The sequence below is a fragment of the Gluconacetobacter diazotrophicus PA1 5 genome, from assembly GCF_000021325.1.
GTDB classification, from domain to species: domain Bacteria; phylum Pseudomonadota; class Alphaproteobacteria; order Acetobacterales; family Acetobacteraceae; genus Gluconacetobacter; species Gluconacetobacter diazotrophicus.
Genome location: NC_011365.1, coordinates 437,899 through 451,130, shown reverse-complemented (window position 1 = coordinate 451,130; position 13,232 = coordinate 437,899). Strand labels below are relative to the sequence as shown.

At 68.1% G+C, this 13,232-nt stretch carries 12 protein-coding genes; 4 read left to right on the top strand and 8 right to left on the bottom strand.

The window, feature by feature from the left end:
- Positions 1-12: 12 nt before the first annotated feature.
- The 5 genes from GDIA_RS02085 to alaS form a co-directional block, all read right to left on the bottom strand.
- Complete coding sequence (locus GDIA_RS02085; RefSeq protein WP_231854090.1) at positions 13-747, bottom strand: NUDIX domain-containing protein; 735 nt, start codon at positions 745-747, stop codon at positions 13-15.
- Positions 737-1,699, bottom strand: a complete 963-nt coding sequence (locus tag GDIA_RS02080) for an aldo/keto reductase (protein ID WP_012553108.1) — start codon at positions 1,697-1,699, stop codon at positions 737-739. The genes GDIA_RS02085 and GDIA_RS02080 overlap by 11 nt, the downstream gene beginning before the upstream one ends.
- 49 nt (positions 1,700-1,748) lie before the next feature.
- On the bottom strand, positions 1,749-2,621 hold the full coding sequence (locus GDIA_RS02075; protein ID WP_012226019.1) for an endonuclease/exonuclease/phosphatase family protein: 873 nt from the start codon (positions 2,619-2,621) through the stop codon (positions 1,749-1,751).
- A gap of 5 nt (positions 2,622-2,626) precedes the next feature.
- Positions 2,627-3,322: a carbonic anhydrase gene (locus GDIA_RS02070; RefSeq protein ID WP_012226018.1), complete on the bottom strand. Its 696-nt coding sequence runs from the start codon at positions 3,320-3,322 to the stop codon at positions 2,627-2,629.
- Between the two features lie 292 nt (positions 3,323-3,614).
- Positions 3,615-6,260 carry an alanine--tRNA ligase gene (gene alaS, locus GDIA_RS02065; RefSeq protein ID WP_012226017.1) on the bottom strand — a complete coding sequence of 882 codons (2,646 nt, stop codon included), beginning with the start codon at positions 6,258-6,260 and terminating at the stop codon, positions 3,615-3,617.
- A 218-nt stretch (positions 6,261-6,478) separates the two neighbouring features.
- On the opposite strand from alaS, the gene GDIA_RS02060 reads away from it, so the two are divergent.
- Positions 6,479-7,183 (top strand): TenA family protein, encoded by a 705-nt coding sequence (locus GDIA_RS02060; protein ID WP_012226016.1) that lies wholly within the window; start codon positions 6,479-6,481, stop codon positions 7,181-7,183.
- Here the strand turns inward: GDIA_RS02060 and GDIA_RS02055 are convergent.
- From GDIA_RS02055 to aroB, 3 genes are all read right to left on the bottom strand, one after another.
- Positions 7,099-7,674 (bottom strand): GtrA family protein, encoded by a 576-nt coding sequence (locus GDIA_RS02055; RefSeq protein WP_012553107.1) that lies wholly within the window; start codon positions 7,672-7,674, stop codon positions 7,099-7,101. The genes GDIA_RS02060 and GDIA_RS02055 overlap by 85 nt on opposite strands.
- Positions 7,675-7,780: 106 nt before the next feature.
- Positions 7,781-8,917, bottom strand: coding sequence for an OmpA family protein (locus tag GDIA_RS02050; protein ID WP_012226014.1), 1,137 nt, complete (start codon positions 8,915-8,917; stop codon positions 7,781-7,783).
- Between the two features lie 332 nt (positions 8,918-9,249).
- Positions 9,250-11,025 carry a 3-dehydroquinate synthase gene (gene aroB / locus GDIA_RS02045; RefSeq protein ID WP_012226013.1) on the bottom strand — a complete coding sequence of 592 codons (1,776 nt, stop codon included), beginning with the start codon at positions 11,023-11,025 and terminating at the stop codon, positions 9,250-9,252.
- A 103-nt stretch (positions 11,026-11,128) separates the two neighbouring features.
- Here aroB and GDIA_RS19390 point away from each other — a divergent pair, with 103 nt between their 5' ends.
- The 3 genes from GDIA_RS19390 (at position 11,129) to GDIA_RS02035 (ending at position 13,224) form a co-directional block, all read left to right on the top strand.
- A complete protein-coding gene (locus tag GDIA_RS19390; protein WP_012226012.1) occupies positions 11,129-11,272 on the top strand; it encodes a hypothetical protein in 144 nt (47 codons plus the stop codon).
- A gap of 7 nt (positions 11,273-11,279) precedes the next feature.
- Positions 11,280-12,197, top strand: a complete 918-nt coding sequence (locus GDIA_RS02040; RefSeq protein ID WP_173363414.1) for a tyrosine recombinase — start codon at positions 11,280-11,282, stop codon at positions 12,195-12,197.
- Positions 12,198-12,267: 70 nt separating this feature from the next.
- Complete coding sequence (locus GDIA_RS02035; RefSeq protein WP_012553106.1) at positions 12,268-13,224, top strand: acetyl-CoA carboxylase carboxyltransferase subunit alpha; 957 nt, start codon at positions 12,268-12,270, stop codon at positions 13,222-13,224.
- Positions 13,225-13,232 lie beyond the last annotated feature (8 nt).

Here is a 13,232-nt window from a genome sequence, read left to right as displayed (position 1 = left end):
GGCCAGCTAAACTCAGGATCGGCGATCGACGTCCAGGTATTCGCGCGTGCCGGGCAGGATGTGGGGACCGACCACATCCTCGGGATTCTGGTTCGGCTTCACGATCGCCAGCCGGTCGTATTCGTCGTTTCCGCCGGCGTGCCAGCCCTGCAGCACCCGGTCGAACGGCAAGGCCGTGTCCAGGCGGATGCCGATATCGACGATGCGTGTCGCCGGATGCCGGGTGGCGCGGACGGGCCCTGCCACCGTCAGCATGTCGGGTGCCAGTCCCAGTTCTTCCTGCGCTTCCGCCAGGATCTGCGCCGTCAGATCCACCTTGTTCTCGCCATGGCGGGATTCGACGCTGCCGGCCGGCGGTGTCTGCCACCAGCCGGCCAGATAGGTGCTGTGGGGCGCGCGGCGGCCCAGTACGATGCCGTCGGGCGTATGCAGGATTCCGGTCACCGCCAGGGGCTTCAAGCGTAGGGCGGGATAGAGCGTCGGCCGGGTCATCTGGGCCAGCACACGGTGATAGGTGGTCCAGTGTCCGACGATCCCGCGCGTCGTGATGCGGTCGGCGGTGAAGACGCGGCCGTTGAACAGGGCGGGATTGGCCGCCTGCCTTTCCCGCCAGATCGCCTCGACCTCCGCCGCGACGGGGGCGGGCAGGTCGGGCATGTGGCCCGCGACCCGTACGGTCAGTCCCGAATCCAGCGCGATGGACGGCCAGCGCGACGGCCAGCGCAACCCGGGCGGTTCATCGCGCATGGTCGGGCAGGATGGCGGTGATCGCGTCGCATTCCTCCGGCGTCAGGGGGCGGGTCGCGGCGGCGACGTTTTCAATCACCTGATTCGGGCGGGTGGCGCCGGCGATGACCGACCCCACCACGTCATGCGACAGCAGCCAGCCGAAGGCCAGTTCCGTCAGCGTGCGTCCATGCGCCCTGGCCACCGAACCCAGCCCGTCCAGGATCGTCCAGTTGGTGTCGGTCAGGTAGCGATCGCGCAGGTGGGTCCATTCGCTCAGCCGGCTGCCGGGGGGCGGCGGAATGTCGCGATGGTATTTGCCCGTCAGTACGCCGCTGGCCAGCGGGAAGTAGGGCAGCAATCCCAGGCCGTACCGGCGCATGGCCGGCACCAGTTCGCGTAGCGCGTCCCGCGCCAGCAGCGACAGTTCGTCCTGGCAGGAAATGAAGCCCGAAAACCCGCCCGCGCGCGCGACGTGATGGGCGTCCGCGACTTGCCATGCGGGAAAGTTGGAACAGCCGGCATACAGGACCTTGCCGTCACGGATCAGGTCGTCCAGCGCGCGCAGCGTCTCGTCGATCGGGGTGTCCGGGTCGGGGACATGGACCTGGTAGAGGTCGATGCGGTCGGTGCGCAGGCGCGTCAGGCTGGCCTCGACCGCCTGGCGGATATAGCGGCGGGATGCCCCCTGCATGCTGCCGTCGGCGGCCATGGGCATGCCGAACTTGGTCGCCAGGACGATGTCCTCGCGACGCGAGCCCAGGATCGCGCCCAACACTTCCTCGGACGCGCCGCAATGGGATTCGCGCCGGCCATAGACATCGGCGACGTCGAACAGGGTGATGCCGCTGTCCAGCGCCTGGTGCACCACCATGCGCGATTCTTCCAGCCCGATCCGGCCGCCGAGATTGTTGCACCCCAGTCCCACCGCCGAGACGCGAAGGCCGGACCGGCCGAGATGACGCTGTTCCATCCCATGATATCCTTTCCGAATCATACACGCGCATGTCCAGAGGCGGACTTTAAGGCATTTCCAGCCTGACCGAGACCGGACAATGGTCGGACAGCGCCGGTGCGCGGGCCGGGTCCTGTTCGTCATAGGTCAGGACCCGCAGGCTGTCCGGCCGCAGCCACCCGCGCGCCTGGTTGCCCAGCAGCAGATGGTCGATGAAATAGGTGCCTCCCCAGCACGGGCTGGCCCGTCCGGCCGTCGCCAGGGTCAGCGGCCCGTCCTGGTCCAGAAGATGGAAGAACGGGTCGCCCGGCGTCAGGTTGCGGTTGAAGTCGCCCATGACCAGAAAGGGAACGCCCTCGTCCTGCCGCTGGGCGACCCAGTCATCCAGTACCGCCATCTGGCGCGCCAGGGTAAGGCACGCGGCGCGCCGGTCGGAGGGCGCGGCGTCGCGGCACCCGGCCTTCAGGTGAACGACCAGCACACGCAGGTTGGCTGTGCCGTCGCCGATCGTGACGTCCAGGCCGGATCGCAATGGATGGGGGGCGGTGGGCGGATAGACGTCCAGCGCCGCCAGGTCCGGGTGGCGCTCGATCGTCAGCGACGTTGCGACCGCAAGACCGGTCCGCTGCACCACCGGGTCGGCGGTCATGACGATGCGGTAGCGCCCGGGGGGAAACAGCCGGGCGGCGAGGGCAGGGGAATCGACCTCCTGGAAACCCACGATGTCGGCATCCAGCCGCGCGGCATAGACGGCGAGGCGCCGCAGGTCTGCGTCGGCGCGGGGATGGACGTCCGGCGGCAGCGTCGGGTCCCCCGCCGCCCGCGCCGTCAGCCAGTCGAGATTCCAGGTCGAGACCTTGATCGTCCGGCCGGCGGCGGGATGGGCGAGGGCAACGGCAACCAGCCCGGCGCAGGCCCATTGCCGCAGGACGTTCCCCAAGCGGACTATGCCGCGGGCGTCTCCGTGCCGGTCTTGTTCAGGCGGGCGATGGCTTCATCGACATGGATGCTGGTGCGGGTCGTCTCGTCCAGCACCACGACCTCGCCGCTGGCGATGTCATAGAACCAGCCCTGCAGGATCAGGGTGTTGCGCGCCAGCCCGGCTGCCACGGCGGGATGGGTGCGCAGATGCGCGATCTGCAGCAGCACGTTCTGCTCGGCCAGGCTGCGGACCGACTGGGGGCCGGCATCGGTGGCCTGCAGCACGCCGGCAACCGCCCGCGCGGCCTCGGCATTGCGCAGCCAGGACGCGACGGTCGGCATCCTGGCCAGCTTCGTGGGGTCGGGGTCCAGCAGGGCCTTCATCGCCCCGCAATCCGAATGGCCGCAGACGATGATGTGCGACACGCCCAGCGCCAGCACGGCATATTCGATCGCCGACGACACGCCGCCCAGCATTTCGCCATAGGCCGGCACGATGTTGCCGATATTGCGCAGCACGAACAGGTCGCCGGGCCGTGTCTGCGTGATCATGCTGGGATTCACCCGGCTGTCGGCGCAGGCGATGAACAGCGTATCGGGCGATTGCTGGTCGGCCAGTTCGGCAAACAGCTCGCGATTTTGGGGGAAGACCTCGGTATTGAATTTCTCGACTCCCTGGAGGAGCGAGATCAGCGAAGTCCTGGCGTCCGTATCGGCCATCGAAGGTCCCTTTATCCAGGAGCCTGCCCTGACGCACACGCGCCGGCAGGGTCCACAGTGGCGTTCGAACGGTCGCTCTCGAATGACGCGTACCGTCGGGGCAATCGGCCCGGCGGGCGCGCCCTCACGGCTCGGCCCACGGCAGAGTAGCATGTAAACGCGCCCCGCAAAGACCGGGTTTTACCCGATCCCGCGCGGGAAACATTATGTCAGCGACCAGACATGCTTCGCGGACATGGCCTCGCGCCCCCGGCCCTGGTCATGGCCGGGGGGCGGTTGGCAGCGCGGCCCGTCAGGCGGCCGCCGCGACCGCGCCGCGCACTGCCGCCAGCGCCGCTTCGGACCGGGCGATATCGGGGCCGCCGGCCTGGGCCATGTCGCGGCGTCCGCCGCCGCCCTTGCCGCCCATGGCGGCGCTGGCCAGACGCACCAGTTCGACCGCGTCCAGCCGGTCGGTCAGGTCGCTGGTCACCGCCACCACCACGCTTCCCTTGCCTTCGGCGGTGGAAACCAGCGCCACCACGCCCGAGCCGACCTGCTGGCGCAGCGAATCGGCCAGGGGTTTCAATTCGCGCGCCGGCAGGTCGCCCACGTCGCGGGCCACGAAGCCGATCCCGTTGATCGTCTCGGCCTGCGCGCCGTCACTGCCGCCGCTGGCCAGCTTGCGCTGCAGGTCGGAAATCTGGCGCTCCATGACCTTGCGCTCGTCCAGGATCACCGCCAGCCGCTCCGGGGCCTCGGCCGCCGAGACGCGCAGCATGGCGGCCATCTGCCCCAGGCGCTGCTCGGTCGCGACCGCCGCCTGTTCGGCGGACTTCCCGGTCACAGCCTCGATCCGGCGGATACCGGCCGATACCCCGGCCTCGGACGTGATGCGGAACAGGCCGATATCGCCGGTGCGGTTCACATGCGTGCCGCCGCACAGTTCGATGGACCACGCCGGACGGTCGTCCTCGGGCGCGCCCATGAACACCACCCGCACCTCGTCGCCATATTTCTCGCCGAACAGGGCCATCGCGCCCTGCGCCACGGCTTCTTCCTGCGACATGGGGCGCGTGACGACGGGGCTGTTCTCGCGGATGCGGGCATTCACCTCGGCCTCGACATCCGCGATTTCCTCGGGCGTCAGGGGCCGGGGCTGGCTGATGTCGAAGCGCAGGCGGTCGGGCGCGTTCAGGCTGCCCTTCTGCGTGACATGCGCCCCCAGCCGGCGGCGCAGGGCCTCGTGCAGCAGGTGGGTGGCGGAATGGTGCGCGCGGATGGCGCTGCGCCGGTCGTGATCGACCGTGGCGGTCACGGCCTGGCCGACCCGGACCGTGCCCTCGACCACCGTGCCGTAATGGACCATCAGGTCGCCCAGGCGCTTCTGCGTGTCGGTCACCGCGATGCGCAGGCCGGGTGCTGTGATCAGCCCGGTATCACCGACCTGCCCGCCGCTTTCGCCATAGAACGGCGTCTGGTTCAGCAGCAGCGCGATTTCGGTCCCCGCCGGGGCCTCGGTCACCGACCGGCCGTCGGTGACGATGGCCTGGATCTCGGCATCCGCCTGTTCGGTCGCATAGCCCAGGAACTCGCTGGCGCCGAAGCGGTCGCGGGCCTCGAACCACACGGTCTCGGTCGCGCTGTCGCCCGATCCGGACCACGCCGCGCGGGCGCGCTCGCGCTGCACCTGCATCGCGCGGTCGAAGCCCGTGACGTCCACGTCATGGCTGCTGCCGCGCAGCGCGTCCTGCGTCAGGTCCAGCGGGAAGCCGAACGTGTCGTACAGCTTGAACGCCACGTCGCCGGGCAGGGGCTGGCCGTCACCCAGGCGCGCGGTCTCGTCGGCCAGCAGCGCCAGGCCGCGATCCAGCATCGCCTTGAACCGTTCCTCCTCGCCGCGCATCGTCTCGCGGATCAGCGCCTCGGCCTGGACCAGTTCGGGATAGGCGGCGCCCATCTGACGCACCAGCGCGGGCACCAGCCGGTGGAACACCGTTTCCCTGGTGCCCATCATGTGCAGGTGGCGCATGGCGCGGCGCATGATGCGGCGCAGGACATAGCCCCGCCCGTCCTTGGACGGCAGGACCCCGTCCGCGATCAGGAACGAGGTCGAGCGCAGATGGTCGGCCACCACGCGGTGGCTGGCGCGGAACGGGCCGTCCGGGTCCTGGCCCGTCGCCTCGGCCGACGCAAGGATCAGCGCGCGCATCGTGTCCGTATCGTAATTGTCGCGCTTGCCCTGCATGATGGCGGCGAAGCGTTCCAGGCCCATGCCGGTATCGATGGACGGACGCGGCAGCGGCGAGCGCACGCCCGGCGGGTCCTCGAAGAACTGCATGAACACCAGGTTCCAGATCTCGACGAACCGGTCGCCGTCCTCGTCCGGCGATCCGGGCGGGCCGCCCGGCACGTCGGGCCCATGGTCGAAGAAGATTTCCGAACATGGACCGCACGGGCCGGTGTCGCCCATCCGCCAGAAATTGTCGGCGGTGCCGATGCGGATGATCCGCTCGTCCGGCAGTCCGGCGACCTTGCGCCACAGGTCGGCTGCTTCCTCGTCATCCGCGTAGACGGTGGCCAGCAGGCGGTCGCGCGGCAGGCCGAAATTGCGGGTGATCAGGGTCCAGGCGAATTCGATCGCATCGGCCTTGAAATAATCGCCGAACGAGAAATTGCCCATCATCTCGAAGAACGTGTGATGGCGGGCGGTATAGCCCACATTGTCCAGGTCGTTGTGCTTGCCGCCTGCCCGCACGACCTTCTGCGCCGTCGTGGCGCGGGAATAGGGACGTGTCTCCTGGCCGGTGAAGACGTTCTTGAACTGGACCATGCCCGCGTTGGTAAACAGCAGGGTCGGGTCGTTGCGCGGCACCAGCGACGAGGACGGGACGATCTGGTGACCGTTCGCCGCGAAATAATCGAGAAAGGCCGCGCGGATATCGTTTGTTGTGGACATGGCGGAAGACTGACGATCCTGAAATGACGAAGGCCGGAAAGCTCGGATATCCCATCACCTAGCGCACGGCGTGCCCGGCAGGAAGAGCGCAGCCTTGCCAGATGGCCGAATCGACCCTTCGGGGCGAACCTGCTGCAATAAGGGAGCGTATCCTGCCGGGCGGAGTTCCTGCGGGAATCGTGCCGACCCCCGAACGGGACAGAAAAGGAGAACCAGCCATGGAATGGACGGCGGAACGGGACTGGCCCCGCCTGGCAAGCGGCCTGGCCGGGCGGCTGCGGCGGGATTGCGGCGCCGAATGGGACGGCTTCATCCATCATCCCTTCGTGCGCGGCCTGGCGGACGGCAGCCTGCCCGAGGCCGAGTTCAGGCGGTTCCTGATCCAGGACTACCTGTACCTGATCCAGTATGCCCGGGCCTACGCCCTGGCGATCTACAAGGCCGACAGGCTGGAGGACATGCGCTCGGCCTCCGCCATCGTGTCGGGCCTGCTGGATACCGAACTGGCGCTGCACGTGTCCTATTGCACCGGCTGGGGCCTGTGCATCGAGGATTTGCAGAGCCAGCCGGAATCGCTGGAACTGCTGGCCTATACGCGCTTCATCCTGGACCGGGGGCAGGCGGGCGACCTTCTGGACCTGATGGTGACGCTGGCGCCCTGCCTGATCGGCTATGGCGAAATCGGCGTCCGGCTGGTGGCCGATCCGCACACCAGGCGGGACGGCAATCCCTACTGGCCATGGATCGCGCTTTACGGCGGTGAGAAATTCATCGGCCTGGTCGACGCCGGTATCGACACGCTGGAGGCATTGAGCCTGCGCTACGGCGCCGATGCGCGTTATCCGATGCTGCTGTCGGAATTCCGGACCGCCGTGAAGCTGGAGGCCGCGTTCTGGCACGCTGGCCGTTCGGGCGCGCTCTGAAATTCAGGATCTGACGGCGTCGGCGCTGTTGCCTGCCGGTGGCGGAACACCACGCGGTGGCTGAGCGTGAAGTTGGCGAACAGCCCGGTCAGCGATCCGGCGGCCAGGGCCAGGAACGGAATGGTCCGGCACAGCGGAACCGTCAGGAACAGCGTGAAGACCATGCCGCGATTCAGGACGAAACCCAGCGAATTGGCCATCAGGAACCGGGCCCACTGGACCAGCGGGTGGTCGGCATGGACGACGTGGCGGAACGTCCAGTGGCGGTTCAGCAGCCAGTTCATCGTGGCGGCCACGAAATAGGCCAGGATCGTCGCCCCCGTCAGGCCCAGCAGCGCGCGAAAGCCATAGACGGTGGCGGTATCCCACATCAGGCCGAACGTGCCCACCACGCCGAATTTCACGAACGGCATCAGCCGGGCACGCAGATCGGCCAGCCAGCGCGACGAGGCTTGACGCGGAGAAGGCGAGGAGGACACGGGATCGAGCATGTTCCATACGTCTAGAGCAGATCGTGACGAGGCGGAATGGAATAAAAAAAGGGATGCCCGAAGGCATCCCTCTTCTTTTTGAACCGCATCAGTAATGCGGCGGAGATCAGTGCAGGATGATCTCGACGCGACGGTTCTGCGGCTCGCGGGTGTTCGGACCCGTCGGGACCAGCGGATGCTGCTCGCCATAGCCGTGGATGTCGATCGCGCCGGTCGGCACGCCGTCACGGATCAGTTCAGCCTTCACGCTCTGAGCGCGACGGATGGACAGGCCCATGTTGTACTTCTCACCACGCGGGCCGGGGTGGGCCGCGGAGTTGTCGGTGTAGCCGTTGACTTCGATACGCGTCGTCTGGACGTGGGTCGAGGCCTGGGCGGCTTCGGCCACGATCTCACGCGCGCGGGCCGTCAGGTCCGAACGATCCCAGTCGAAGAACACCAGGTAGGTGCGGGCCGGGGTCGGCGCGGGCGGCACGACAACCGGAGCCGGCGGCGGCGGCGGCGGCGCGGTGTTGAACGCGTAGCGCAGTCCCAGGATGAACTGATGGTTGAAGCGGTTGTCGAAGAACGCGTGGCCGACGCTCTTGCCCACACCGTTGGTGTAGGAGGTCATGGTGAATGGACCGTCCGAGAACGCCTGGCCAACCATGCGGTACTGCGCCGTCAGCTGCAGGCCGGGCATGTTCGGGATGTCGTAGGCCGCACCGACGATGCCCTGATAGGCGAAGCCGCCGTTCGTGCCGCCCAGACGGCTGACATTGCCGTTCGAATACCGGGTCGTGGTCGGGCTGACGTTCTGCCACAGGTAGCCGGCACCGACACCGACGAACGGCGTGACGGGGACGTCGATCCCGAACTGCTTCAGGTCGATGTCATACAGCACGTTCAGCATGCCGCCGTACGACTGATCGTGACCACTGGTGACGCCGGTCGCGGCGGTCGGGGCGCGGTGGTTGATCTCGGAATAGTTGTAAAGGCCCTCGGCCTCGAGACGCAGGCCGTTACCAAAGCCCCAGCCAACAGCGCCGAAGCCGGTGAAGCCGGCGTCATGGCGATACTGCGACGAGCTCTTCGTAAGCATCGAAGCATTGGCGGGATCGTTGGAGAAATGACCGTGCTGGTTCTGGACCAGGTTGTAGCCGCCACCCAGGTCGACATAGGGGCCGGTAATGATGGTTGCGTTAGCAGCAACCGGTGCAGCCGCCATCAGTGTGGTGGCGAGTAATGCCGTGCGGAGACGCATTATTTTCGTCCTCTTGATCATCCGTTCGAGTAACCGTCAAACCATAGACGGTCGGCCTCAGCGTGATGCTTAACCCCCTATAGATCTTCCGGTTCCGGCTTAGGAACCCATCTCGTAGGCAGAGCAGGCATTACCGTTGTGCACCGTGTTGAAAAGGCAACAGTTTGTTTCGGGTGGATTACGTGTTGGTTGGGTACGTTTCGCCGAAGATATTATCGGGTGGGCGGCGGATCGGCGGTGGTCGACCGCGGGCAGGCCACGCCGGTGTGCGGTAATCGCGACATATGTGGTCCCGCCGCCACAGAGAAGCCGCAATCAGGAAGGCGGCCTGTTCAGGCCGCGCATCCTTCCGCCAAAAGAATATCGCGGACCACCGCGTCCGGGACGTCGCGGCAGGTGAAGGCCTGCCCGATCCCGCGCACCAGGACGAAGGACAGGCGTCCGTCGCGCATTTTCTTGTCCCGCTGCATATGCGCGATCAACCGGTCGGCCGAGAACGTTTCGCCAACGTCGCTGATCCGCGCCGGCATGCCCAGCCGCTCCAGATGGGCGGTGACGCGGTTCAGGTCGGTGCGGTCGCAGAACCCCATCCGGACCGACGCCAGGAACGCCAGGCGCAGGCCGATCGACACGGCCTCGCCATGCAGCAGGCGGCCGTCATAGCCCAGTTCGGCCTCCAGCGCGTGGCCGAACGTATGGCCCAGGTTGAGTAGTGCGCGGCCGTCCGATTTCTTTTCTTCCCGCTCGTCGTCGCCGACGACATGGGCCTTGAACGCGCAGGCCTGGCGGACGGCCTCGGCCCGGATATCGGCGTCACCGTCCAGTACGGCCTGGCCGTTGGCTTCGCACCATTCGAACAGGGCGGCATCGCCGATCAGGCCGGATTTGACGATCTCGGCATAGCCGGCGCGGACCTCGCGCGCCGGCAGGCTGGCCAGCGTCGTGGTATCCACCAGCACCGCCAGCGGCTGATGGAAGGCGCCCAGCAGGTTCTTGCCGAACGGGGTGTTGATCCCCGTCTTGCCGCCCACCGACGAATCGACCTGCGACAGCAGCGTCGTCGGGATCTGCACGAAGGGCAGGCCGCGCAGGGTGGTGGCGGCGGCAAATCCCGCCAGGTCGCCCACCACGCCGCCGCCCAGGGCGATCACCGTGGTGCCGCGCTCGACCCCCATGTCCAGCAGCGCGTTGGTCACGCGCTCGTATTCGGCCATTGTCTTCGACCCTTCCCCGGGCGGGACGACGATCGTTTCCGCCCGGATCGCGCCCTCGGCCAGCCCGGCCAGCAGGCGCGGCAGGTGCAGCGTCGCGACGGTCGAATCGGTCACGACCACCACACGCTTTTGCGGCAGGACCGGGGCCAGCAGGATTCCGGCATGGCGCAGCAGGTCCTCGCCGATGGTCACGTCGTAGCGCCAGCGTTCCAGGATCACGGGGACGAGTCGCGGCGGCTTCGCCAGGGTCAGGGCGCTGATGACGGTGGCGGCACTCTGGTCCACGCTTTCTTCTCCACAATCCACGGTGATGTTCGCTTCGGCATAGACCGGATGCCGGATTTCCATCAGGGCCGCCAGGATGTCGCGCGGGTTGCCCTCGTTCAGCAGGGGCCGGTGGGTCCGCCCCTGGACGCGGCGCACCAGCACCGGCAGCGGGCACCGCAGCCAGACCGAGGTCGCGCGGTCGCGGATGACCGCGCGGGTCACCGGGTCCATGAACGCGCCGCCGCCCGTCGCCAGCACCAGCGGGTGGCCGCTCAGGATGCGGCGGATGACGCGGTGCTCGCCCTTGCGGAATTCGGCCTCGCCATACCGGCGGAACAGGTCGGCGATGGAACATCCGGCCGCGCGCTCGATTTCCACGTCGGCATCGACGAAGGGCATGCCCAGCCGTGCCGCGATCCGCCGGCCGATCGTCGTCTTGCCCGCCCCCATCAGCCCGACCAGCACGACGCTGCGCTCGTGCGGTCCCGGGGCGCGCGGGCCCGGCCTGTCGGGCCTGTCGGCGGCAACCAGGGCATCGAGGTCGAACGCCAGGAACGGGGCGTCGCGCCCCCCGGCGGGGGACAGGTCGGTACTCTCGGGGGCTGGCGGTTCGATCGGACGTGACATGATCGCAAACCTAACATACAGCAGAGGCACCAAGCCATGACGGTTCGCGAACGGTCCTGCCCGCTCGCGCCGCCGCGTGGCGTCATCGCGTCGGGGTTGGGTTATGCAGCGTATCCTGTTGGCTCTTGCGGGTATCGTGGTCCTGGCCGCCGCGGGGGGATTCGTCTCGCTGGGGGCCTTCCCGCCGCCGGCTCCGACCCTGCCGGTGCACAAGGACCTGCCGTCGGATCGTTTCGCCCATCCCTGAGCCGGGGATCGTGAGCGCGCAGGCCGAGGCGTTCCTCGAAATGCTGGCGGCCGAACGGGGTGCCGCCGCGAACACGCTGAAGGCCTATGGCCGGGACCTGGACGATTTCGCCGCCCACGCCCGGCAGGCGGGCCGGTCGCTCCATGACGCCGATTCCGCCCTGCTGCGCGATTACATGGGCAGCCTGGCTCGTGCCGGACTGTCGCCGCGGACCCAGGCGCGGCGCCTGTCCTGCCTGAAGCAGTTTCACCTGTTCCTGGCGCGCGAGGGCGTGCGGCAGGACAATCCGGCCGAACTGCTGGACACGCCGCGCCTGCCCGCGACGCTGCCCCGCTTCCTGACCGAGGACGAGGTCGATGCCCTGCTGGCCGCCTGCGTTCCCCCGCCCGATGGCGGCGCGGCGCGGCGGTGGCTGGTGGCCCGCGCCGCGCTGGAAATGCTGTATGCGTCCGGCCTGCGGATATCCGAACTGCTGGCGCTGCCCCGGCGCGGCCTGGGCCGTGACGCGCAGATGCTGATGGTACGCGGCAAGGGCGGGCGCGAGCGACTCGTGCCCCTGTCGGCGGCGGCCCGGGCGGCGGCCGAGGCGCTGATCGCCCATGACGGGCCCCGCCGCAGCCCATACCTGTTTCCCGGCCGCGCGCCGGACCGGCCGCTGACGCGGCAGGGGTTCGACCGCATCCTGCACGACGTCGCGCTACGCGCCGGGCTGGACCCGGCCCGGCTGTCCCCGCACGTACTGCGTCATTCCTTCGCCACGCACATGCTGGCCCGGGGGGCCGACCTGCGGGCGCTGCAGGTCCTGCTGGGCCATGCCGACATCGCCACGACCCAGATCTATACCCACGTCCTGGCCGAACGGCTGCGCCAGGCGGTCGAGGCCTATCACCCGCTGGCGCGTGGCGGGGACGGAGAAACCCGCTGAAAACCGTCCCGGTTGTGGTTTCGCTGCGGAATAGACTTGGCAGGATTCGTGGCTGTGCTATCCGCACCGCATGCGCCAGTTTCTAGATTTCGAAAAGTCGGTCGCCGAGCTTGAGAACAAGATCGACGAGCTTCGCAAGATGTCCGAGCCCGATGGCATCAATCTTGCCGAAGAAATCGCCCGCCTGACGGACAAGTCCGAAAAGCAGCTTCGCGCGGCCTATGCCAAGCTGAGCCCGTGGCAGAAGGTCCAGGTCGCCCGCCATGCCCAGCGTCCGCACGCCGCGGACTACATCGGCACGCTGATCCAGGATTTCACGCCCCTGGCCGGCGACCGGCTGTTCGGCGAGGACAAGGCGGTGATCGGCGGCATAGGCCGGTTCCAGGACCAGCCGGTGGTGGTGATCGGGACCGAGCGCGGTTCGGAACTGGAAAGCCGGCTGGCGCATAATTTCGGCATGGCGCGGCCCGAGGGCTATCGCAAGGCGCAGCGCCTGATGGAACTGGCGGGCCGCTTCGGCATGCCGATCCTGACCTTCATCGACACGTCGGGCGCGTGGCCCGGCATCGATGCCGAGGCACGCGGCCAGGCCGAGGCGATCGCGCGGTCCATCGACACCTGCCTGTCGGCGCCGGTGCCGGTGATCGCCACCGTGATCGGCGAGGGCGGGTCCGGCGGCGCCATCGCCCTGGGCGCGGGCGACCGGGTGATGATGCTGGAACACGCGATCTATTCGGTGATCTCGCCCGAAGCCTGCGCGTCGATCCTGTGGCGCGACCCCAAGCAGGCGACCAGCGCGGCCGAGGCGCTGAAGCTGACGGCGCAGGACCTGCTGCAACTGAAGCTGATCGACCGGATCATCCCCGAGCCGGTGGGGGGCGCCCAGCGCGACCCAGAAAGCACCATTCGCTCGGTTGGCGATTCGATCGCGGCCGAACTGCCCGACCTGCTGTCGCTCAGCGCCCCCATGCTGGTCGCGCAGCGGCGGGAAAAATTCCTCGCCATGGGCCGCGACAGCCTGAGCTGAACGGGCCC